Raw genomic sequence first — 22,867 nt, 5'->3', positions numbered from 1 at the left:
CCAGCATGCTTGAGCACAGCACCTTCGAGGTTCCCGGATCGACGTTGTCCGTTTCCTATAGTGATGAAGGTGGCCAACCTGTCGTACAGCTCCATGGGCTGAGTTCATCCCGGAAGCGCGACCGGCTCCTGGATCTCGACCTCGGCCGTGGACTTTCTGGCACCCGCTTGCTTCGCTACGATGCCCGGGGGCACGGATATTCCACCGGCCGGGCGGTGGCGGGAGACTACACGTGGGAGTGTCTCAGTGCCGACCTGCTGGCGCTGCTGGATGCCTACTTTCCCGACGAGCAGGTCCACGGGGTCGGGCCGTCTATGGGATGTGCGACCCTCCTCCATGCCGCGGTGCGGGATCCGGGGCGCTTCTGCGGTTTCACTTTCATGTTGCCACCGACCGGTTGGGAGACACGGGCCGCGCAGGCTGCCCACTATCTCTCCAGGGCTGATTTTATTGAATTGAACGGTATGGATGCCCTGCTCATCGCGGAATCAATGGGTGCGCATCCCCCGGCAGAAACCGGTGTGCCGGATACGGTGCCCGATATCGCCACCGGGTTGCTTCCCTGGGCCTATCGTGGCGCCGCGGCCAGCGATCTTCCCCCACGTGATGCCATCAGGGGGATCGCGGTCCCGACAACAATCCTCAGTTGGGTGGATGATCCTGGGCACCCGACGTCGACCGCGATTGAACTGACCAGGCTCCTGCCCGACGCACAACTGCGTATCGCCACGACCCCGGCTGAGGTAAGGCAATGGCCACGTCATCTTTGTGATGATGTGGCCCGGTACGGGACCTAGATGATTGATTCCGGGGGGTTTAGTGGTCATAAGCAATCAATGACCGCAGCACCGGTTGCCCAGGCTTATGAATTAACCGTGGAGGGCGACGTCTGCACCATCACCTACACCCCGGCGGACACCCTGTTATTAGAACAGGCCATAAATGAGTCGGATGAACAGATAGCCTCTTCACTGCTGGCGGACCTACCAGGGGTGTCGATGGATGATCTATCTCTCCTTGTCAACCACGTCGGACAGAATCTACTTTTCAGTGAGGATCTAACCGTTGCTTCCTTCGCGGATTCCCCCGCTGCGGAAACTGCAGCACGGGTGAACGCCGCAGCAGTGGCAGCAGGATTCCACGAGAATGAGATATTTACTTCCCTGCAACTGTTGCGAGGGGTTTTCTTTGCTCTGATATTCATGTGGGTTTATATGCCCTCGGAGGATGGGGACTATGTGGTTGAGCCAGTTGTGTATACCAAGGATGAGGCCCGTGAGGCGCTGGTAGGGATGGCAACGACTGGGTTGTTTGATGAGGCTATCTCAGACGCCAGCGAACCGGGTGTCAGACACATTGAACGGACGATGGAGATGCTTGAGAATTCCACGATGATCTTCAGAGCACCTTTGCTGGAATGCGTCGGGGAGGATCCAGCCACCCCGGTGGACCCAGGTCCAGGGGATGAAGTCCCCACCCCGGGTGGAGATAATCGGGGTGGCTCCCTGTCTTCCTTTGGCAGCAGCTAACCCATCCTCCACTGACCGATAAGCCTCACCCGTGCAGTGGAAAGTTGGGACGCCCACCGCACGGTGGCGGTAGCACCCCTAAGGTACGATGGGATGAGTTTTAATCCCCTCCTGCGCCAGCCGGGTGCGGTCATCGGTCCGCCCGGTTGATTGAGTATGTCGGCAGCAGGGCCCTGCATTGTGATTCTAGGATCATCCACATGAATGTTCACCGTCCCGCCACCGTTCTCGCCATGGCTGCCGCACTACTGGTCACCTCTGTTCAGATGCCCGGGGCCAGCGCTCATGAGCTGGTCGTGAATGAGGATAGCTGCACCATCACCTACACCGGGCGTGATGAGGACAAGGTGAACCGGGGTCTGGATCAGGCGATCCTCGCGTCCTATGACCACCTGAGTCGATCCATCCCGATGTCCAGCGCCTATGACGTTTCCCAGCTCACCAATTATGTCTTCGATAACTGGGGCACGCGGGACTTCTCCACCGGGGAGGCATTCCGGGGCACCCCGGTCAATGGTGTCGCCACGCGCCTCAACCGGCAGGCGATGAATGCGGGTTTCCGGGAGAATGAGATTTTCGAGATCATCAACTTCCAATATGAGATGTCGCTCAGCGTGGTCACGGCACGGCAAAGGATCATGGGGCCGACGCAGCCGGTGACCATGAGCCATCAGGAAGCCCTTCTCACCGCCAACACCATCCGCAACACCGATCTCACCCCGCGTGGCGAGTTCAGCCGGGCAGGTAAGCGCACCATCGACTTTCTGGCCCAGCAGGGACATGACCTGCTGGAGCAGGTCTATGAACCGGTGTTCCACTGCGCTGACGGGGACATCGATGATGAGCTCCCCGATCTGCCGGTGAAGGCCTTCGGATCGTCGGGCAGCAGCTAAACGGACAACTACCCCACCTGCGGGAACTTGGTCACCGCCTCCACCCACAGACCCTCGAATTCCTCGGCTGTGATCATGCGTGCGGTGATGTCGGGGAAATCCGCGTAGGAATCCGGGTGTGGCACCGTCTCATTTGGTGTGGCCGCCAATCCCTCCTGGTTGCCACCGATCACCCCGGCGCCGGTGACGGTTTCGCCGGCGGTGGTGCCGGCGAGTTCAATGATCCGCACCATGGTGCACATGGCCGGGGAGGTGGGGGTTGCGTCGACAAGCTCCCTCATCTCCGCGACGTGGATGGCCGACGGGTGGCCGGGGATCTCGATCTCGGTGCGCACGTGGATAATTCTGCTCATGGCCCACGAGTCTACGGGTGACATAAATCAACGGGGGCAATGATTCCCATTACGGGTGAAACCTCGTAAGTTTGTGTAGGTGGTCAATTACGCATTTGTCATTGCAGGTTCCGAGGCAACCGGCGGCGCCGGTATCCAGGTCGACCTGAAAACGTTCCAACAACTGGATGTCTACGGTATTGGTGCCATCACGTGCATCGTCGCCTTCGACCCCAAGAACAACTGGAATCACCGCTTCGTGCCGGTGGATCCGGATGTTATCTCCAACCAGATCGAGGCGGCCACCGGCGCCCATGATCTCGAGGTGGTCAAAATCGGCATGCTGGGCACCCCCGCGACCATCGACACCGTCGCTGGCGCCCTGGAAGCCAACTCGTTCAGGCACGTTGTTCTCGACCCCGTCCTGATCTGCAAGGGCCAGGAGCCGGGCGCGGCCCTGGACACCGACACCGCCCTGCGCGACAAGGTCCTCCCGCAGGCCACCGTCATCACCCCCAACAACTTCGAGGCCACCACCCTGTCCGGCGTGGAAAAGCTCGAGACCATCGATGATCTCAAGGAGGCCGCCCGTCTCATCCACGAACAGGGCCCCCAGTATGTGGTGGTCAAGGGTGGCATGGACTTCCCCGGTGAGGACGCCGTGGATGTGCTTTTCGACGGCTCCGAGTACCACGTGTTCTCCGAGCGCAAGATCGGTGAAGACCGCGTCTCCGGCGCCGGCTGCACCTTCGCCGCCGTGATCACCGCCGAACTGGCCAAGAACGCCTCCGTGGTTGATGCCGTGGCCACCGCCAAGCGCGTGGTCACCCAGGCCGTCCGCGACGCCGTTGCCTCCAACGCGCCGTTCACCTCCGTCTGGCTGAGCGCGGACAACAAGTAGACCCCGTTAGCCCACCGCCCCGCCGACACCCTGTCGGCGGGGTTTGTTCTGCGCGCTTATCGACACCGCCCCTGCCACGCGTGTGGTGGCGGATGCAGGGCGGGGCCCAGTAGGTGATGGCAGCATGGAAAAATCCCGATGTTTCACGTGAAACATCGGGATTTTTCCTCGGCTCCTATGGGAAACTAGCTACGGAACATGCCCTGAACCTGCTCCCACAGATTCGGAATGAAGGCGAAGGCTGCACCCGCCAGTGCTGCAGCGCCGGCGAAGAACCCGCCGATCGCGCCCAGGAAGCCTGCGCGGCCGGAGTCGGAACTGCCCGCCGAGCTGCCATTGTTGTCACTGTCAGACTGGGACCCCTCCCCCGCGGTGAAGGACTGCGCCGGGGAGATCTCCACACCACCGAAGGGATCCTCGGTGCGCACATACCAGCTGTGGCGACCCGCCGGGACATCCTCCCAGACCATAGATCCGGTATCGCCGGAGGCAACATCAGAAACCGAACCAATTTCCTCAGAGGTGAGGAAATCCACGCTGAACGAGTCGCTGGCCAGGGTGCGGCCCTCCGGTTCAATGCCCAGCTGCGCATAGGGCAGGTCGAATTCCTGGTACATCCATGGATCCTCAGCCGGTCCCATGAGGGAGGGCTCGTCGGAGTTGTACTGTCCCAGGGATGGTGAGTAGGTGCGCACCATCATCTTCTCGCCTTCGTTGTCGAAGTGCAGCAGGCGCAGGAAGCCCTGGCCGCCCTCGGGCAGGCCCTGGTAGTCAAACAGCATGGAGGTGACAGTGCGCTCAGCAACGCCGTCGCCGTCATCGTCGAAGGAGTCGGTGCGCTGGTAGGCGTCGTGGTAGTGGCCGGACATGATCATGTGCACGTTCGGGTTGGTGGCGGCCACCTCGTCGAGGATGCGCTGCGGGATCGGCCCGAGACCACCGGTGGTGAGCATGAACTCATGCAGGTTAATGATGGCCACCCGCTCCGGGTGCTTGGCCAGAACCTCGTTCATCCATGCGATGGCGTCATCACCCGGGGCCCAGCCCATGGCCACGTTGATGAAGTCGATGCCGCCGGCGGAAAACAGATCATAGTGGCCACGGTTGTCCCGGAAGCTCTCCATGTACCACGGGTTGTCTGTGAAGCGGGCCTCGCCGAAGCGGCTGCTGAATTCGCTGAAGTCATCGTTGACGTAGTCCACGTCGTGGTTGCCGGCGATGACGGAATACGGCAGACCGGCCTCGTCCAGGCGGTCGTACTGCGGGACGGCGTTGGCCCACTGCTCCGGCTGGTCGTAGTTGTCCACCACGTCACCGGTGTGGAACAGGAACTGGATGTTCTTGTTCTCATGCTCCTCCAGCAGGTAGTCGTGGATGCTCTCCTGGTGCTGGGTGTACTGCTCGTTGTAGTACTGGGTGTCGGATTCCCAGGCGAGAGTGAAGTCGTAGTCGGAGCGCGGCACATCATCCGGGTGGGCGGGTGCCACCTCCGAGTCACGGGTGGTGTGGTCGGGGCCGGAGAAACCCTCGGAGTGCTGCACGAGCACGGTGACGGTACCGTTGTCGGCGAACTCGGCGGCGTTGACCAGGCCCTCGAGGGTGAAGTCCTCGGCCTCTGCGCCGGTGAGGTGGCGGTCCAATTCCACCCACTCCGATCCCCTGAGGGCGTACAGGATCACCTGTGCGCGCCCGTCGGCGTTGCCTGCCCAGTTGACGCGCAGCTGGGTGTCCGTGGCCAGGTTGTCGGCGGCATCCACCTCGAACAGCTGGTACGGGAAGGCGGTGTCCGAGGCGGCCTCGGTGCCCAGGCCATCAAGACCGGCGAGCTTGTCGACGTCCTCCCGGCTCAGGTTGGTGGCCTCGGTGCGGTCGGTGGTGGCGGCGTCGGCAACGGTGCCGGTGGCCATGCGCACCCGCCCACTGTCGAGCGCCGGGGTGTCGGCCTCCAGGAAGGTCAGGTCCAGATCATCCCCACTGGGATCATTCGCGCGGGCGGTGAGGGTGACATCACCGGCGGCCACGGTCTCCCCACCGGTCGGTGCGAAATCACCGCTGATGGGGTTTTCCTCCGGGGTGGTGAAGGTGATGGTGTGCTCGGTGCGGTTGCCCACCTTGTCCTCGGCGCGGATGGTGATGGTGTGCTCGCCGGCCGGCAGGTCGAGGGATCCGGTGGTGAAGGGCAGCTCCACGCGTTCGCCGTTGAGGAGGGTTTCGATGTTCTCCACACCGGCACCCGCGTCGGTGGCGGTGGCGTTGATTTCCACCGCGCCGCGCAGCTCGGCGCCGTCGGTGACACCGGTGACGTTGAGCTCCGGGCCGGTGTTGTCCACACGCACGGTGCGGTTGATGGTTTCACCATCCGCGCGGGTGACGGTGACGGTGTGCTCCCCGTCGGTCACGCCGGTGGTGTCCCAGGCGTGTGCCACACCGGTGAAGGCATCCTCCGGCAGGGTGAAGGTGGCATCGAAGAAATCGAGCTTCCCTGCGCTGTCACCCATCTTCAACCACTCCTGCTGGTCGGTGATGCCGGCCGGGGTCAGGGTGCGGCCATCGGGCAGGATGAGGCGCAGGTTGCGGATCTGGAAGTCGTCGTTGTTCTCATTGAGGTCGATGGCCGCGGCCGCCTTGGTGCCGGCGTACACGCTCACGGTGACGGTGCCGTCATCATTGACGTGGTACAGCGGAACAGCGGTGGAGACGGATTCAATGCGCTCATAGGTGCCCTCATCGAAGATGAGGAGCTCCTCTCCCCCGGCGAGGATGCCGTTGCGGAAGAACACGTCGGTCTGGGTGATTTCCATCGCGAACGTCGGCGCCGCTGGGAGGCTGGGGGACGTGGTGACGGGGGAAGCGTCGATAAGCAGCTCGACGTCCTCCCCGAAGGTGTCGGACGCGCCGATGATGTCGGTGGTGCCGTTGACCCACTGGTCATTGGTGAGGTTGAGACGCACCGGGTCGGTGTTGGCACCGTCGACACCCAGGCGGACCGGGTCGGTGGTGACGGTGTTGATGCCATCAGTGGCGGTGACGGTGTACTCGAACCAGGCCTTGCCGGTGATGTCCGCGGCCGGCAGTTGCCAGGAGTAGTTGCCCTCGGTGTCGGCGGTGAGGTTGATCTCCTGCGCCTCGGTGGAGATGTTGGAGCGCAGGTTCAGGGTGAGGGTGCGCACCAGTTCATTGTCGGTGGCCTCGAAGGAGAAGGTGAACGGCTCACCTGGGGTGATGGTGCCGGAGGTGGTGTCGGTGACCACCGGGGCCTGGGTATCCACGGTGACCGGCAGCAGCGGGTTCGGCAGTTGGGAGGGGTGTGCGGTGCCCGGGGTGGGGCTGGCGTTACCGAGCAGGGTCTGCTTGAGCAGGTCCCCGGCGTCGACGGCGTAGTTGAGGGACCGGTTGAGCTCCACATCGGAGGCGCCGGCCATGTTGTAGTACCCGCGGTTGATCATGTGACCGGTGTTGGTCTGGATCTGGATGCCACGTGCCGAACCGTTGGCCATGCCACCGGAGTTGATCTCCACCAGATCCACACCTGCGGTGAGGTTGGTGCCATAGGCGGCGTTGAAATCGGCGGCGGTCAGCTCATTGTTGGGGCCGTTCTTGATCCAGAACACCAGGGAGGCACCCGGGGCGATGATGACATCACCCGGCTGGGAGGCCCACACCGCGGCATTGGTGTTGATGAACTCATCCTGTGGGTACAGGTAATTGAGGGTGTAGTCGGAGAAATCCACTGGCTCAGCGGTGGTGTTGGTGACCTCGATGAACTCGTAGGCATCGGAACCGCCGACATTGTCGGAGTTGGCCAGCAGTTCGGTGAGCACCAGCGGGGCGGCCACGGTGGGTGGGGTGAGGCCGTCGAAGATGGCCAGGTCCAGCTCGGGGTCCACCACCGGGTCCTCCGGGTCTGCGGGGAGCTCACCGGTGGCACCTCCCGGCAGTAACTGATCCGCGGTGATGACACCCGGTGTCGGGGCGGTCTGGGTGCGCACCGGGACAGCCGAATGCTCCCCTGCCACCGGGAGGGCGAACTCGACGCCCAGCTGCACACCGGCGCTACCTGAGGGGTAATGCGACCAGCTGGAGACCTCACCGTTGTGGAGGATACGGATGCCACGGTCACCACCGTTGGCCATGCCGTTCTGCCCGGTGGCGCGGAAGATGCGTGCGGAATCATCCATGCCGTAGAAATCCCGGAACTCCTGTTCGGAGCGGGCGAAGGAATCGATGTTGGTGGCGGTGTAGTTCAACCAGATGACCACCGTCTCACCGGGGGTGACAGTGACAGGTGCGCCGAGGTCGAGGGCAACATCGCGGGTGGTGTCGGTGGAATCGGCGTAGCTGTAGGCGAAGGTGTACTCCCCCGCCCCGATCGTTGCGGGCACCGTTCCGGTGTTGTGAACCTCGAAGAACTCGAACTCATCATGCCCGGTGGTGTTGGGCAGGATCTCGGTGATCACCAGATCAGACGGGGTGCCTGCGGTGGCGGCAGCAAGATCGGCGACCGCGGTGGTGAGATCACCCACTGCGTTATCCTGGGCGACCGCGATGTGGCCGGTGGTGACGGCACAGGCGGCGGTGGCTGCGATAGCCAGACGTAGACCGTTTCTACGGAGTTTCAAGGTGGTGTCCTTCTCGAGGGTGCGTTGTTGAGTTCTTCACTAGCGCGACGGACCAACCCTGGGCGGGCGTCCACTCCCCTGCTTTCTGAAACACGGCATTGCGGAACACGAAAAACACCCCGGTGCACAAGGCGGGGTGTGTCGGAAAAGGAGGGTGGCGGATCTCTACCACGGGGCTGTCCGGCTGCTGAGAAGAACCTTAGAACTGCCCGTTGAATAAGGTATGAACTATGGAGTAATTGATGGTGTCATTCGGGTATCTAAGATGTGATGCTATCTTTTCTTGGCCAGGATGGCGGCCATCTGGGCACTCCGCACAGTTGCTATACAGGTGACGTACCCTGGATCTGATCACCACTGACCCGGCAGCACCCCACCGAAACCCCCCGATACCCCAGCGAGGCACCAGAATGAATCTCAAGGACAAGAAGGCCGCGGACACCCGACAGCGGTTTATCACCGCCGCCCGGGAGCTCTTCCTGGAAAAGGGATTCGGCCCGACGTCGATGAACCAGGTGGCCCAGCGTGCCGGGGGCAGTCGTGCCAACCTCTACCTGCATTTCCGGAACAAGCCGGATCTCATGCTGGCGCTCATGCAGGAGATCGAACCCGGGATCCGGGCACCGATCCGGGAGGTGTTCGACCTGCCGGAGCACACGATGGAATCCATCATGGGCTGGCTGGGCGACATGGCGACTTTGTGGCGTGAGCATTCCGTGGAGTTCTCCTCCATCGAACAGGCCATGGCCGAGGATGCCGTGGTGGCCAATGAGTGGCTGGACATGCTGCGTCGTCTGAGCAACTCGATCCCCGAGCTGGAGGACAATGAGGAACGCCGCTACCAGTTCATCATCAGCCTGATGAGCCTGGACCGGAATTTCTACTTCCTCTATGTGCGTAACCAGGGCACCAATGAGGAACTGGTCCACCGCTCCCTGGCCCGGCAGTGGTTGACCGTCTTCGAGCTCTAGGTCTAGTCCCCCACCAGCAGGGCGGAGAGGTTGTCCAGTTCCTGTTTGAGCAGGATCGGATCGATGCCGGAATCTTTGTACATGCAGGCAATCTTCGTGGGGATCTCCGCAGCCTGCGTCCGGAGTGCCCTGCCCTGGTCGGTGAGGGTGATGATGAGTCTGCGTTCATCCACGGTGTCGCGCTGCCGGGTGAGCAGGCCCGCCTGCTCCAGTCGGCGACACACAGGGGTCAGGGTTCCGCTGTCCAATCCGAGTTCCCGGACCAGTTCATGCATGCCCCGGGGTCGGTCATGTTCCCACAGTGTGAGCATGGTGATGTACTGCGGGTAGGTCAGGCCCAGGTCGTTGAGAAGTGGCTGGTAGGCGCGGGTTACCGCCCGGCTGGCCCGGTAGAGGGAGAAACACAGCTGGTTGTCCAGGGAGAGTTCGGGATGGCTGTCCATAGGGGGAAATGTTACCGCACCCCACAGAAAAAGGTTGTGCACAACTTAATTGTGGTGCATGATGGGCGTTGTTCCCGAGCATTCCCCCAACTCGCAAGGAGTCACCCCTCATGGACGCGTTGTACAGCACAGAAGCACTCGCCACCGGCGCAGGCCGCAACGGTCACGCCGCCACCGCCGATGGATCCCTGGAATTCTCCATGGCCATCCCGAAGGAGATGGGTGGCAGTGGCGACGGTGCCAACCCCGAGCAGCTGTTCGCCCTCGGCTACGCCGCCTGCTTCCACTCCGCCCTGCAATCAGTCGCCCGCGCCGAGAAGAAGGATCTCGGTGACTCCTCCGTGGGTGCCCGGGTGTCCATCGGCAAGCAGCGTGAGGGCTTCGGTCTGGCTGTGGACCTCGAGGTGGTCATCCCCGCGCTCGGACAGGAGGAGGCCCAGGCTCTGGCGGATGCCGCCCATCAGGTCTGCCCGTATTCCAACGCCACTCGCGGCAACATCCCCGTGACCGTCACCGTCTCCCAGGACTAACCACTCCCCCGGTAGCTGACAAACGGCCGCCATCCCCTGGGCAACAAACCAGGGGGCGGCGGCCATCAGCACTTGGTGTCTAGCTCTTATCCAGTTGCAGGATCTTGTCACCGGCGACGCTGCCGACGAAGATCCGGTCACCGACCTCCAGTGCGGTGGTGGGGTTACCGAAACCGGGGACTTCACCCGCGGCGACGGTTTCCACGGTGAAGGTCTCCGGGTCGAGGGCGAAGACGTCGTAACGCTCCGCTGGCTTGAGGTCGCCGAACTCATAACCCACGAAGGTCTCGAAGGAGTCGATGACCTGGCCGGTCACCAGCAGCTTGCCGTCCTCGGTGTAGCGCAGGTTGTCGGGCATGATCTCCATGGCGACGGTGTTGAGGACCTCACCGGTGGTGCGGTCGAGCTCCACCAGTTCGCGGCCACCCCAGGAAGCGACATAGAGGGACTGGCCATCCGCGGACACGGCGATGCCGTTCGGGGTGGACATCTCGGAACCCTCCACCACGGACCAGCCCTTCTCGGGGGTCCAGTGCAGGACCTCACCGGTGGCCTCGCCAGCGAACGCCTTCTCAAATTCGGCCTGCATGTCGGCCGGGTTGAGGAAGTTGGTCACGTAGAAACCATCGGTGTCGGGATCGGCCACCACGCCGTTGCCCATGCTGCCCTCGGGCAGGGTGGAACATCCGACCCAGGTCAGGGCCTCATTGTCCACGGTGAACACCTCGATGCTCTCACGTCCGCCGTGGTTGACCACATAGAGGTATTCGGTGCCGTCCTCGGCGGTTTCGGCTCCCAGGCCGTGGGGTGCGGCCACCGATGGATCCAGTGGGCCCTCGCACTCGCCGAAGGTGGCGGTGTCATGGGCCTCGGTGATGTTCTCAGCGGTCCAGACGTTGGTGAGTTCACCGGTTTCCGGGTCCACCGCGTGCAGGCTGCCCGCGCCGCCGTCCTCGGAACCGGGGTTCTCGGACATGCCGCTGAGGAACACCGTGCCGGACTCCAGGAGGACGAGATCCTCCGGCTTGGTGGGCCCGTCGAGCAGGGTCTCGGTCCAGGCCACCTGCTGCGCCTGGGTCGTGGTGCTTTGCGACGCCCCGGTGGTCACCGTCCCCGTCGACGTAGCGGTCGCCGTCTCGGTCACCGTGTCGATGGCGGTGGCCGTGGAATCAGCTTCCCCGGACGGGGAACAGGCGGACAGGACAAGCAGACCGGTCAGGGCGGCTGCGGTGGGGATCAGGCGGTGAAGGCGCATGGGGCTCCTCGTATGTAGGGGGTTTAGCGTGCGAGCACGAGCTTCGGGCAGGTGCCCTGGGCGCGGGACACGCAGATCATCATGGTGCGGTTGGCCTCCTGCTCATCGGCGGTGAGGATGGAATCGCGGTGATCCACCTCCCCGGAGACCACCGTGGTCTCACAGGTGCCGCAGGTGCCGGTCTCACATGAGGAGATCACGCTGATCCCCTCCCGCTTGGCGGCGTCCAGGATGGACTCGTCCGCACCGACGGTGACGGTTGTGCCCGACTGGGTGAACTCCACCTCGAAGGGTTGATCATCACCGTCACGCACAATCACCTTCGGGGCGAAGCGCTCCAGGCGCAGACTCCCCTTCTGCCAGTGCGCGGACTTCTCCTCCACGGCCTGCAGCAGGCCTTCCGGACCACAGCAGTAGATCAGCGTGTCCTCGGCTGCCTCTGCGAGGGCGGCATCCAGATCCAGGTGGCCGAGCTCATCCTGGGGAACCAGCTGGACGCGGTCGCCGTAGGCCTCGAGCTCGGAGACAAACGCCATGGAGGAACGGGTGCGCCCGCCGTAGAGAAGGGTCCAGTCCTTACCCTGGCGTTCCGCCTCGCGGATCATCGCGAGGATCGGGGTGACGCCGATGCCACCGGCGATGAACAGGTAGCGCCCGGCATCGACGAAGCGGAAGTTGTTGCGGGGCCAGGAGATGGTGATCGGGGAACCGTCGACAAGCGTGTCGTGGACCGCGGCCGACCCGCCGCGTCCGGCAGGCTCGCGCAGCACGCCGACCCGGTAGGAGGTCGGGTCTTCGCAGTCACCGGCGAGCGAGTACTGGCGGACCACACCGTCAGGCAGGTTGAGGTCGATGTGCGCGCCCGGCTTCCAGCGCGGCAGCTCACCGCCGTCGGGGTGGGTCAGCGTCAGGGAGATCACGCCGTCGGACTCGGTCGTACGCTTGTCGACGACCAGATCCAACGTGCGGACGGTCGTGCGCTTGGAGCGTTCAATATCGGCCAGATCCCAGTGGACATTGAGGGAGCGGCGGGCCGGCAGCAGCGCCATGCGCACGAAGTCGAGGGAATCGGGGTCATCGACGGTGATGGACGGCAGACGCTCGAAGAGCACCTGCAGGCCGATGGATCCCTGCACGCGCGCCAGCGGGTTGCCGAGGCACTTGTGGCGGCCGGTGGAAAACGCCAGGTGGTCCTGCGGATCCGGGCGGTGGATATCAAATTCGAAGGGGTTGTCCTGGTAGGACGGGTCGGTGTTGACCGAGGACAGGGCGATCCACACCATGTCACCCTTCTTGATCTCCGCGCCACCGAGCTCGATGTCGATCATGGCCTGGCGGGAGGCGAAGGTGGAGGACGGACGACGGCGCACCGTCTCCTCGAACACCCGGGACCACAGCTCGGGCTCCAGCAGGGCATCTTCGAGGGCCTCGGGGTTCTTCTGCAGGAACAGCAGCGCGTTGGCCATGGCCTGGGCGGTGGTGTCGGTGCCGGCGGCGCAGAACTCGGTGAGGTGGATGGCGATCTGGTCGGAGCTGAGGATGAAGTTGCCGTCCTCGTCCTTCTGGGAGGCCATGATGGAGATGAGATCGCGGGCATCGGAGTCGCGGCGGGACTCGATGACCTCACGCAGCTTGAGGTTGCCGGCGACATAACGCTCCCACACCTCAGAGCGCATCGGCTCGGGCAGGGGCTCCTGTGCGGAGGCGAGCACGGCGAAGAAATCATCGCGCAGCTGACGGATCTGGGCATCCCAGGAGTAGTCCAGGCCCATGTGGGCCAGCAGCGTCTGGGTGGTCAGCTCCAGGCAGTAATCCTCCAGCAGGTTGCCGGAGCCGTTGTTCTCGAACTTGTCGATGATGCGGTGCGCACGCGCCTCGATCTCCGGGGCGAGGGCATCCATATCTTCCTGGAGGAAGCCCAGCTGTGCGACACCACGGGCGATGGTGTGACCCTGTGGATCGGATCCGACCAGCACCCGGGAGATCAGCTCCGCGGAGATGACGTCCTGGAACTGCTCGGGTACCTCGATCAGACCACCGTTGGCGGCGGAGGAGAACTTCTTCCAGTCACCGAGCACCTGCAGGGCGTCCTCGTGGCGGGTGACCATCCAGGCATTGAGGTAGGGGTAGAAGAACGTCGGGGTCTCATCGCGGAACTCCGCGAAGTGGGCGGCCGGGTCCATGTAGTAGGCATCCCCCATGGCGTCGAAGCCGTGGGCGACGGGGCACCGGCCGAAGGAGACAGGGGCGGTGGGGGCGTCGGTGAGGGTGTCGCTCAGGCCGCCGTTGGCTGCGGCTGCGTTGATGGCGTTGATCGCGGCGGCGGATCCGGTCTTGTGCGTGGAAGTAGACATATCAGTGGCTGCTTTCAGGTTGGAGCTGGTGATGCTGGAGGGGGTGTTAACCGGCGAGGTAGGCGCCGGCGGACGGTGAGAGGATCTGGCCGGTGTAGTGCGCACCCGCATCGGAGGCGAGGAACACCAGGGTCTCGGCGATCTCCTCGGGTTCGGCGAGCCGCTTGAGGGGCTGCATGGACAGCAGTGCCTGGACGTGCTCATCGCCGGACTGGGTCAGCAGCGCGGTGTGGATGCCTGCCGGTGCCAGCGCATTGACGCGGATGTTGAAGGGGGCGAGTTCACCGGCGACCGCGCGGGTCATGCCGACCACGGCTGCCTTGGAGGCTGGGTAGTAGGCGGGCATGGGCAGGGCGACCAGGCCCGCGACAGAGGCGAAGTTGACGATCGCTCCCCCACCAGCGGCCTTGAGCAGCGGTGCGGCTGCGCGGATGGTGAAGAAGGTGCCATGGACATTGATGCGCATGACGCGGTCGAAATCCTCATCGGGGATGTCGGTGAGGAACTCCGGGGCGAAGGCCTCCCCGCGTTTCATGTGGTCCATCATCGTGTGGTTGATGGAGTCCAGCCATTCGGTGGCCCGGCGGTTGGGGGTGTTCACGCCGGCGGCGTTGATGAGGGCGTCCAGCTTGCCGTGCTCGGTGGCGATGCGGGCGAAGGCCTCGTTGATGGCGGTGGAGTCGGCGATGTCGAGGGCGATGGTGGTCACGGCCTGCTCGCTACCCAGCTCGCGGTCGAGGTTGTCCTGCGAGATGTCCAGGGCGTAGACGGTGGCGCCCTCACGGATGAATGCCCGCACGGTGGCCAGTCCCATGCCGGAACCGGCTCCCGTGACCACTGCGATTTTCCCGTTGAGACTCATCTCAACCCTCCTTGCGATTGGGCGCTTAACCACTTTTTGTGATTGCGCACACTATGCCGGAATCATTGGACACGTGTCTAGCGATCCGGGGGTGGATGTCGCCCATGCAGGCTTTTCGACGAAAAAACCACCCCTGAATGGGGTGGTTTTGAGGTTATTCGGTGTGTGATCGCCCGGGTCCGGGGCCGGGGTGGGTTGTGTTTCCGGTTGCTATGCTCCCGCCGTCAGTGGCACCACGCCCACCACCACGGAGACCACCAGCATGACGATGGACACCACGCAGGCGCGCCACAGCACCTTCTTGTGGTGGTCACCCAGGTTGACGCTGGCCAGTGACACCAGCAGCAGGATCGCGGGCACCAGGGGGCTCTGCATGTGGACGGGCTGGCCGGTGATGGAGGCCCGGGCCATCTCGACGGGCTCCACCCCGAAGTGGGAGGCACTTTCCGCGAGCACCGGCAGGATGCCGAAGTAGAAGGCGTCATTGGACAGGAAGAAGGTCATGGGGATCGACAGGATGCCGGTGATCACGGCCAGGTGCGGGCCCATGACATCAGGGATGACGGTGGTGATCCAGGTGGCCATCGCCTCCACCATGCCGGTGCCGTTGAGTACACCCACCAGGACAGCTGCGGCCAGGACCATGGACACCACGCCGACGATGCTGGAGGAATGTGCCAGCATCTCCTCCGCCTGATCCTTCACCTTCGGGAAGTTCACGGCCAGGGCTAGACCGGCGCCCACCATGAAGATATAGGCCAGGGGGAGGATATCGGCGATGAGCAGCACCATGACGGTGACGGTGAGCAGGGCGTTGAACCAGAACAGGCGGGGGCGCAGGGTGGCGCGGTGCGGGTCCAGGAGGGTGTCGGTGAGGTTCTCGGACAGGGTGGGCTCATCCAGGTCGATCTGCTCGGTGCGTTCCTTCACCAGCACGCCCCCGGTCGGCTGAGACTGACCGGAACCGCGGCCACCTGCCGGGGTGCCGCCACCCAGGCCGGGGCCACCGAAGCGGGAGGAATCAATTTTGCCCAGGCGCTTGCGCTCCGCCAGGCCCAGGAACCAGGCGAAGATGATGCACACGGCCACACCCGCGATCAGCGACGGGATCATGGGGACGAACACCTCGGCCGGATCCAAGCCGAGTGCGGTGGCGGCACGGACGGTGGGGCCACCCCAGGGCAGGATGTTCATCGTGCCGTTGATCAGGCCGGCGACACAGGTCAACACCACCGGGCTCATGCCCAGTCGCAGATAGATGGGCAGCATCGCGGAGGTGGTGATGATGAAGGTGGTCGAGCCGTCACCGTCGAGGGACACCACGCCCGCGAGGATCGCGGTGCCCAGGACGACCTTGGCGGGATCGTCGTGAAGCACCCGGGTGATGCCGCGGATCAGCGGATCAAACAGGCCGACATCGATCATGATGCCGAAGAACATGATGGCGAACATCAACAGTGCCGCGGTGGGTGCCATGTCCTTGACGGCGTCGAGCACCATCTCCCCCATGCCCAGCCCGGCGCCCGCGATGAGGCCGAAGATGGTGGGGACCAGGAGCATGGCCACCATGGGGGTCAGGCGACCCAGCATGATCAGTGTCATGAAGGTGAGGATCATGGTGAAACCCAGGACGACCAGCACACCATCGGAGGGTGTGTGACTGACCGCGTAATCCGAGGCGAGGGTAAATATGGAGCTGCTCATCGCAAGCCCTTCCTGATTGGCCGTGAGTGTTCTATATTGCTGACGGCAGTCTAAGGTGGTCTGGATCACTCCCGGAAGTGTTGCGCGCATTGCGGTCACTACTGCGCATTTAAAGAATTAAGTGCATTTAGCTCACGGCCGAAACGCCAGGACAAGGCCGTATTCTGGTCACCATCAGCTCCCCCAACAAGAAAGACGGCCATCATGCGTTTTGCCACCCGCATCCTGGTGATCCAGGTGCTCACCGTCGCGGTGGTTGTCGCTGTGTGCTCCGCGGTGTTCACCTCCTTGACGGTGGAGCAGCTCAAGGCGGAGGCCGAGCAGTCCGCGCTGTCGATCAGCCGGGTGGTCGCCGCTGACCCCCAGGTGCGTGAGCAGGTGGCGCGTGACACCCTCACCGGCGCGGAACCCACCGCCGACGAGCTGGCCCGGGGACCCCTCCAGGAGTTCGCCCACGCAGCAGAGGTGAGCACGGGGGCATTGTTCATCGTCATCACCGACGGCAATGGCATCCGGCTGGCGCACCCGGATCCGCAGCGGTTGGGCCAGGTGGTCAGCACCAGTTTCGACGCGGCCCTGCGTGGGGAGGAGACCATCGCCTGGGAGACGGGCACGCTCGGTGAGTCCGCGCGGGCGAAGGTGCCGGTGTTCGCGCCGGGTACCACCACCCCGGTGGGTGAGGTCAGTGTGGGTTTTGAACGCGCCAGCGTCTTCGACCGCCTGCCTCCCCTGCTCATGGCGGTGGCGGCCGGTGCGGTGCTCGCCCTGATCATCGGTGCGGGCGTGGCGGTGGTGATGCGTCGCCGGTGGGAGGAGATTACCTTGGGCCTGCAACCGGAGGAGCTGGTGGAACTGCTCAAGAACCACACCGCGGTGCTCAACGGCGTGGAGGAGGGTGTGCTGGCGCTGCGCCCCGACGGCACCATTGACGTGCACAACCAGCAGGCCCGGGAGATTACTGGGATCCAGGCGTTGGCGGGCAGGACATTGCAGGAGCTCGGGATGGATGAGGGGATCGTCGACAAGCTCCTGCGCGGTGACCGGCCCGGGGCGGTCAGCCTCAACAACCGCATCCTCTACCTGGATTCCCACCCGGTTACGCGTGGGGATCAGGAGCTCGGCCACGTGATCACCATCCGCGACCGCACCGACATGGTGGAACTGACCGAACGCCTGGATTCCGTCCGCACCATGACCCAGGCGCTACGTGCCCAGCGGCACGAGTTCTCCAACCGCATCCACACCGCCACCGGGCTTATCGACGCCGGCCGCCCCCACGACGCCGCCGCGTTCCTCCGGTCGATCGGTGGGCACGGGGGCCAGGTGCACCCCCTGCTCGGTGCGGAGCTGCTGGAGGAGGCGTTCCTCAGTTCTTTCATCACCACCGCGGCGATCACCGCCTCGGAACGCGGGGTGGGTCTGCGCATCACCGACGACACGCTGATCCTCGGGGAGGTGGACAACGCGGAGGATATCGCCACCGTCCTGGGTAACCTGCTCACCAATGCCATCGACGCCGCCACCCGTGGTGACGAACCCCGGCAGGTGGATCTCACCCTCCTGGATGACGGCGCCACCCTGGTGATGACCGTGGCGGATACCGGCCCGGGCATCACCGGGGACGTGGATGTCTTCGCCGCCACTCCGGTGGTGGATGATTGGAGGGATACCATCCACGGCCACGGAATCGGATTGAAACTGAGCCGTGCCCTCGCGCGTTCCCTGGGCGGGGATGTGTGGATCATCGACCGTGGTGGCCTGGAGGCGGGATCCGGTGCGGTCTTCGGTGCCAGTCTGCCCGGGGTGATGCGCTCTGGACAGCCCTCCCCCGCACCGCCGACCCCTGAAGGAAAGGACAACCGATGACGAGAACACTGCAGGTGCTGGTGGTCGACGATGACTTCCGGGTGGCGGACCTCCACGCCGCGGCGGTGGAGGCGGCACCGGGGTTCACGGTGGCCGGTACCGCCCGCACCGTCACCGAGGCGCGTGTCTTCCTGGCGGAGCGCCCCGTGGATCTGCTGCTCGCCGATATCTACCTCCCCGACGGTGATGGCATCACCCTGGCACGGGCGAGTGACGTTGATGCCTTCATCCTCAGCGCCGCCGATGATGTCCCCACCGTGCGCCGGGCACTGCGCGCCGGGGCGCTGGCCTACCTGGTCAAACCCTTCCCCCAGCGGGTCCTCATCGAACGGCTGGACCGCTATGCCCGTTACCGCCATGTGCTCTCCGGATCCCAGGGACTGTCACAGGAGAAGGTGGATCAGGCGCTCGCCATCCTCAACGGGGCGCAGGCCCCCACCCCGGTGTCGCGCTCGGCCACCGAACAGCTGCTGCTGGATGCCCTGGGGGGTGGGGAACTGTCCGCCACGGAGGCCGCTGAACTCGCCGGGGTGTCCCGGGCCACCGCCCAACGGCGACTCGCCGCGATGGCCAGCAGTGGCCTGGTGCAGGTGAGGCTGCGTTATGGTCAGTCGGGCAGGCCGGAACATCTGTATTCCCGGCCGGGCAGGTAGGGGTTGGTCCGGTGTTGTGATACCCGGGCCATGGTGGTGGAACGGATAGATCACACCTGATGTGACTTATTTCAATCTGTGAATTCTGCGGGCATGATGTCACTTTCTTGCCTGGTCTGAGATCATTTCACCGGGGTTGGGTGTCGGGATGAATGTTCTGTTACCTAAATACTGATTTATAAGTATCAGGTTAGCTCATAATGGGGTGTCTGGTGGCGTGTGCCCGCCGAGCTGTCCACATGTAGCTGATTGACTGCGGGGCATAATGGGGGCATTGGCCCGTCCCGCCCTGTGGGATGGAAATGTTTCACGTGAAACATTGTTTGTTCCACGGTGTCGGTCCTGTTTTGGGATGTCTGCAAAAGAGGTGGTCAGGATTGGTTTTGCACCCCCGGGTGCGGAACGATATTCAGAATGAACACCGACATCACCAACGACGGTGTGCCACCAGAACCTGCTGGCTCCTCAACTGGAGTAGCGGTTGCTGACGCTCACCGTGAAAAGAAATTCTTCGGCCAACCCTGGGGTCTGGCCAACCTCTTCGGCGTGGAAATGTGGGAGCGGTTCAGCTTCTACGGCATGCAGTCCATCCTCGCCTTCTACCTGTACTACTCCGTCACCGACGGCGGACTGGGTATGGATCAGGCCGCCGCGTTGTCCATCGTGGGCGCCTACGGCGGCTTCGTCTACATGACCTCCCTGGTGGCCTCCTTCCTCGCTGACCGTGTCTTCGGGTCCGAGCGCACCCTCTTCTACTCGGCCATCATCGTCATGATCGGCCACGTCGCCCTGGCTCTGGTCCCCGGCTATGTGGGACTGGCCATCGGCCTGGTCCTCATCGGCCTGGGTTCCGGTGGCGTCAAGACCGCCGCCCAGGTGGTCCTCGGCCAGCTGTATTCCCGCACCGACACCCGCCGTGATGCCGGTTTCTCCATCTTCTATATGGGTGTCAACATCGGTGGCCTGTTCGGCCCTCTGATCACCAACGCCGTGTGGGGCTGGGGTGGCTTCCACTGGGGCTTCGGCATCGCCGCCATCGGCATGGCCGCGGGCCTCATCCAGTATGTGGCCATGCGCAAGACCACCATCGGCGCTGCGGGCCATGACATCCCGAACCCGCTGCCGAAGTCGGAGTACCCGAAGTGGATCGGCGGCACTGTTGTGGTCGTGGCCATCGTGGTCGCCCTCATCGCCACCGGCGTAATCAAGCTGGAATGGCTGTCCAACATCACCGCCACGATCGCCCTGATCGCCGCCGTGGGACTGCTGGCCCAGATGTACACCTCCCCACTGACCACCGCAGCCGAAAAGTCCCGCCTGCTCGGGTTCATCCCGATGTTCATCGGTGGCGTGCTGTTCTTCGCCATCTTCCAGACCCAGTTCACCGTCCTGGCCGTCTACTCTGACGCCCGTCTGGACCGTAACTTCCTGGGCATTGAACTGCCCCCCGGGCTAATCAACTCCTTCAACCCGATCTTCATCATCATCTTCTCCGGCATCTTCGCCACCCTGTGGACCAAGCTGGGTTCCAGGCAGTGGTCCACGGCCGTGAAGTTCGGTGTGGCCAACATCGTCATCGGCTGCGCCCTGTTCTTCTTCCTGCCGTTCGCCGGCGGGGAGGCCAACTCCACCCCGATGCTGCTGATCATCTGGGTGTACTTCCTGTTCACCATCGCCGAGCTGCTGCTCTCCCCCGTCGGAAACTCCCTGGCCACCAAGGTCGCCCCGCAGGCGTTCCAGTCCCGCATGTTCGCGGTCTGGCTCATGGCCGTGTCCATGGGTACCTCCCTGTCCGGCACCCTCGGTGGTTACTACGACCCGACCAACGCTGAGGCGGAAAAGACCTTCTTCATCACCGTCGGTGTGGTCACCATCATCATCGGTATCGTCATCATCGCCTCCAAGAACTGGGTGACGAAGAAGTTCATCGACGTGCGCTAACTGATGCGGTTGCAATAGACGTCGTAAAGCAAAAAAGGGGCCCTCCCTGAGGGCCCCTTTTCCTATCCCGCGATCACCCGGGTGAGCAGACGCGCGAGACGGTCCGGCGCCAGCGAGCGACCCAGGTAGAGCGCCTTATCCAGCGTGGACACCCCGTGGTGCACCCTGCCCCGCGCCCACCGGCTGCGGGGATGCAGCGCCTGCCACACCGCCTCGGCCACCTGCTCCGGGGTCAGCCGCACCCCCAGGCGACGCGTGGAACTGGCCGTGACATCCGCCAACGGCGTCTTCGCCCACAACGGCCAGATATCAAGCACGCGGATATCATCACGCCGCCACTCCAGACTGAGCGCCTCCGTCAACCCGGCCACATAGAACTTGGTCGCCGAATACACCGCGATCTGGGGCTGCCCGTAGATCGCGGAGGCCGACGCCATGTTCACCAGCTGCGCACCCGCGGTGCGCCGGAGGTAGGGGTGGGCCGCCCGTGCGCCGAGGGTGACGCCGGTGCAGTTGACCTCGATGAGCTTTGCGACGCCCGCCCCATCCGCATCCCGCAGGGGCCCATCCATGATGATCCCCGCGTTGTTATCCAGCACATCCAGCATCCCGCCGGTGTGGGAGGTGAAGTCCTTCAACGCGGCATCCCAGTCCCCCGCACTGGTTACATCGAGGTGGCCGGTGATGAGGGTTCCGGGTGTGTCGGCGGCATCGTAGGTCACCGGGGCAATGTCATAGGCGCCGACGGTCCACCCCTCCGCAAGGAAACGCTCGGCCACGGCCCTGCCGATGCCCTGTGCGGCACCGCTGATGAAAATACTTGGCATGGTGAATATTTTAGGGGTTAGTTAAGGGCGAGGATGCCTACGCGGGGAAGAAGGGTTTATCTCGGCGTCGACAAGCATCTGCCTGCTACCCCAGCGCCACGTACCCCGCCTCGAAGGTGGGATAGTGCAGCGAGCCGAGCAGGCTGAGCAGCAGCTCACCGCTGAGGACGGTACCGCCGGGCATCGCGGGTTCCATCGCCGGCGGCGGGGTGACACCGAGTTGATCGGCGATGAAGGTGACCACCTCTTCCATGGTGGCCGGGCGCTGATCCACCGCATGCACGACCGCGGGCGGATTCTCCAGGGTGAGCATCACCTCCAGAGCGCGGGCCAGATCCACCTCATGGATACGGTTGGTGCGCTGCGCGTACTGGACCGGGGTGTGGTTGACCACCTTCCGGATCATCATCTCGCGACCTGGACCGTAGATCCCGGCGGGGCGCACGATGTGAGCATCGAAGAGATCGATGGCCAGGAGCTCCGCATCCCGCAATAACCTGCCACGCGGGGTGATCGGGGCTGGTTCGTCCTGCTCGGTGAGCACCTGCTCCCCCGCCTTCCCCTCAAATACCCTGGTGGAGGACACGAACACCACCCGTGGTGGGACCGCGGGCAGTGCCTGCGCGAGGTTGGTCAGCGCATCGAGATACCCGGTGGGATGCCAGGGAGACTGGGCCTGTTCCTGGGCCGGGATCTGGGTGGATGCCTCCCCCATGCTGGGGCTGAGGGTGATCACCATCGCATCCACATCCGGCAGGGGCTGTTCCAGTGGCTCCACCAGATCCGCCGACAGCGCCTGAAAAGACCTGGGCAGATTACCGGTGGTACGCCGTAGCGCCACCACCTCTCCGCCCGCAGCCACCAGGCTCTCCCCCAGGCGCGTGGCGGTCCTGCCGCAACCGACCAACAGGGTGCGGTGTGGGATTCTCTGATGGTCACCCTGTGGGATTTCGACGGTCTGGGGTCTGTCGCTGTTATTCTCCGGGGAGTTCATGTGTGTTCTATCGCTTCCTCTGGGTACGGATCACCGTCCGTTGATGTGCGGGTGGGTGGGACTGACGGGTAACGCTGAGATGGGTGACACGAAGCCTGGGAACGCTGATCAGCAGCGCGGTTCGCGTCGCGGTGATCCAAGGCTAGTGAACATCAGGTGTGATCAGTGGATGGGGCTTGGTTTCCCAGGTCAC

At 63.9% G+C, this 22,867-nt stretch carries 18 protein-coding genes; 9 read left to right on the top strand and 9 right to left on the bottom strand.

The window, feature by feature from the left end:
- The first annotated feature begins 5 nt into the window (after nucleotides 1-5).
- The 3 genes from H9627_RS05190 to H9627_RS05180 all read left to right on the top strand — a co-directional run bounded on the left by H9627_RS05190 (nucleotide 6) and on the right by H9627_RS05180 (nucleotide 2,422).
- The gene (locus tag H9627_RS05190; RefSeq protein ID WP_006768723.1) at nucleotides 6-797 is read left to right on the top strand and encodes an alpha/beta fold hydrolase; all 792 of its coding nucleotides are present in this window, start codon (nucleotides 6-8) and stop codon (nucleotides 795-797) included.
- A gap of 39 nt (nucleotides 798-836) precedes the next feature.
- Nucleotides 837-1,529 (top strand): hypothetical protein, encoded by a 693-nt coding sequence (locus H9627_RS14175; RefSeq protein WP_225213513.1) that lies wholly within the window; start codon nucleotides 837-839, stop codon nucleotides 1,527-1,529.
- Between the two features lie 200 nt (nucleotides 1,530-1,729).
- Complete coding sequence (locus H9627_RS05180; protein ID WP_191732958.1) at nucleotides 1,730-2,422, top strand: hypothetical protein; 693 nt, start codon at nucleotides 1,730-1,732, stop codon at nucleotides 2,420-2,422.
- Between the two features lie 8 nt (nucleotides 2,423-2,430).
- Here the strand turns inward: H9627_RS05180 and H9627_RS05175 are convergent, their stop codons facing one another.
- Entirely contained in the window at nucleotides 2,431-2,775 is a 345-nt protein-coding gene (locus H9627_RS05175) for a hypothetical protein (protein WP_191732957.1), read from the bottom strand.
- Between the two features lie 79 nt (nucleotides 2,776-2,854).
- Between H9627_RS05175 and thiD the strand changes: the two genes are divergently transcribed.
- Nucleotides 2,855-3,655, top strand: a complete 801-nt coding sequence (thiD, locus tag H9627_RS05170) for a bifunctional hydroxymethylpyrimidine kinase/phosphomethylpyrimidine kinase (protein WP_191732956.1) — start codon at nucleotides 2,855-2,857, stop codon at nucleotides 3,653-3,655.
- Between the two features lie 185 nt (nucleotides 3,656-3,840).
- On the opposite strand, the gene H9627_RS05165 is transcribed toward thiD, so the two are convergent.
- Nucleotides 3,841-8,274, bottom strand: coding sequence for a metallophosphoesterase (locus tag H9627_RS05165; RefSeq protein ID WP_191732955.1), 4,434 nt, complete (start codon nucleotides 8,272-8,274; stop codon nucleotides 3,841-3,843).
- A 410-nt stretch (nucleotides 8,275-8,684) separates the two neighbouring features.
- On the opposite strand from H9627_RS05165, the gene H9627_RS05160 reads away from it, so the two are divergent.
- Nucleotides 8,685-9,245 (top strand): TetR/AcrR family transcriptional regulator, encoded by a 561-nt coding sequence (locus H9627_RS05160; RefSeq protein WP_191732954.1) that lies wholly within the window; start codon nucleotides 8,685-8,687, stop codon nucleotides 9,243-9,245.
- A 2-nt stretch (nucleotides 9,246-9,247) separates the two neighbouring features.
- Here H9627_RS05160 and H9627_RS05155 read toward each other — a convergent pair whose 3' ends face one another.
- Nucleotides 9,248-9,688: a MarR family winged helix-turn-helix transcriptional regulator gene (locus tag H9627_RS05155; RefSeq protein WP_191732953.1), complete on the bottom strand. Its 441-nt coding sequence runs from the start codon at nucleotides 9,686-9,688 to the stop codon at nucleotides 9,248-9,250.
- A gap of 110 nt (nucleotides 9,689-9,798) precedes the next feature.
- On the opposite strand from H9627_RS05155, the gene H9627_RS05150 reads away from it, so the two are divergent.
- Entirely contained in the window at nucleotides 9,799-10,218 is a 420-nt protein-coding gene (locus H9627_RS05150) for an organic hydroperoxide resistance protein (RefSeq protein WP_191732952.1), read from the top strand.
- Nucleotides 10,219-10,297: 79 nt separating this feature from the next.
- Here H9627_RS05150 and H9627_RS05145 read toward each other — a convergent pair whose 3' ends face one another.
- From H9627_RS05145 to H9627_RS05130, 4 genes are all read right to left on the bottom strand, one after another.
- Nucleotides 10,298-11,473, bottom strand: coding sequence for an SMP-30/gluconolactonase/LRE family protein (locus H9627_RS05145; protein ID WP_191732951.1), 1,176 nt, complete (start codon nucleotides 11,471-11,473; stop codon nucleotides 10,298-10,300).
- Between the two features lie 23 nt (nucleotides 11,474-11,496).
- Complete coding sequence (locus tag H9627_RS05140) at nucleotides 11,497-13,827, bottom strand: cytochrome P450/oxidoreductase (protein ID WP_191732950.1); 2,331 nt, start codon at nucleotides 13,825-13,827, stop codon at nucleotides 11,497-11,499.
- Nucleotides 13,828-13,873: 46 nt separating this feature from the next.
- Nucleotides 13,874-14,689, bottom strand: a complete 816-nt coding sequence (locus tag H9627_RS05135; RefSeq protein ID WP_191732949.1) for an SDR family NAD(P)-dependent oxidoreductase — start codon at nucleotides 14,687-14,689, stop codon at nucleotides 13,874-13,876.
- Nucleotides 14,690-14,899: 210 nt separating this feature from the next.
- Nucleotides 14,900-16,393, bottom strand: a complete 1,494-nt coding sequence (locus tag H9627_RS05130) for a CitMHS family transporter (RefSeq protein WP_191732948.1) — start codon at nucleotides 16,391-16,393, stop codon at nucleotides 14,900-14,902.
- A 204-nt stretch (nucleotides 16,394-16,597) separates the two neighbouring features.
- Here H9627_RS05130 and H9627_RS05125 point away from each other — a divergent pair, with 204 nt between their 5' ends.
- The 3 genes from H9627_RS05125 (at nucleotide 16,598) to H9627_RS05115 (ending at nucleotide 20,853) form a co-directional block, all read left to right on the top strand.
- Nucleotides 16,598-18,259 (top strand): sensor histidine kinase, encoded by a 1,662-nt coding sequence (locus tag H9627_RS05125; protein ID WP_191732947.1) that lies wholly within the window; start codon nucleotides 16,598-16,600, stop codon nucleotides 18,257-18,259.
- A complete protein-coding gene (locus H9627_RS05120) occupies nucleotides 18,256-18,912 on the top strand; it encodes a response regulator (RefSeq protein ID WP_191732946.1) in 657 nt (218 codons plus the stop codon). Before H9627_RS05125 ends, H9627_RS05120 begins: the two co-directional genes overlap by 4 nt.
- A 414-nt stretch (nucleotides 18,913-19,326) precedes the next feature.
- Entirely contained in the window at nucleotides 19,327-20,853 is a 1,527-nt protein-coding gene (locus H9627_RS05115) for a peptide MFS transporter (RefSeq protein ID WP_191732945.1), read from the top strand.
- Between the two features lie 62 nt (nucleotides 20,854-20,915).
- Here H9627_RS05115 and H9627_RS05110 read toward each other — a convergent pair whose 3' ends face one another.
- Entirely contained in the window at nucleotides 20,916-21,680 is a 765-nt protein-coding gene (locus H9627_RS05110) for an SDR family oxidoreductase (protein ID WP_191732944.1), read from the bottom strand.
- Nucleotides 21,681-21,765: 85 nt separating this feature from the next.
- A complete protein-coding gene (locus tag H9627_RS05105) occupies nucleotides 21,766-22,542 on the bottom strand; it encodes a sugar nucleotide-binding protein (RefSeq protein ID WP_318247757.1) in 777 nt (258 codons plus the stop codon).
- Nucleotides 22,543-22,867: the final 325 nt, after the last annotated feature.

It is taken from the genome of Corynebacterium gallinarum, assembly GCF_014837045.1.
GTDB classification, from domain to species: domain Bacteria; phylum Actinomycetota; class Actinomycetes; order Mycobacteriales; family Mycobacteriaceae; genus Corynebacterium; species Corynebacterium gallinarum.
This window is presented reverse-complemented; position numbering and strand designations above follow the sequence as displayed.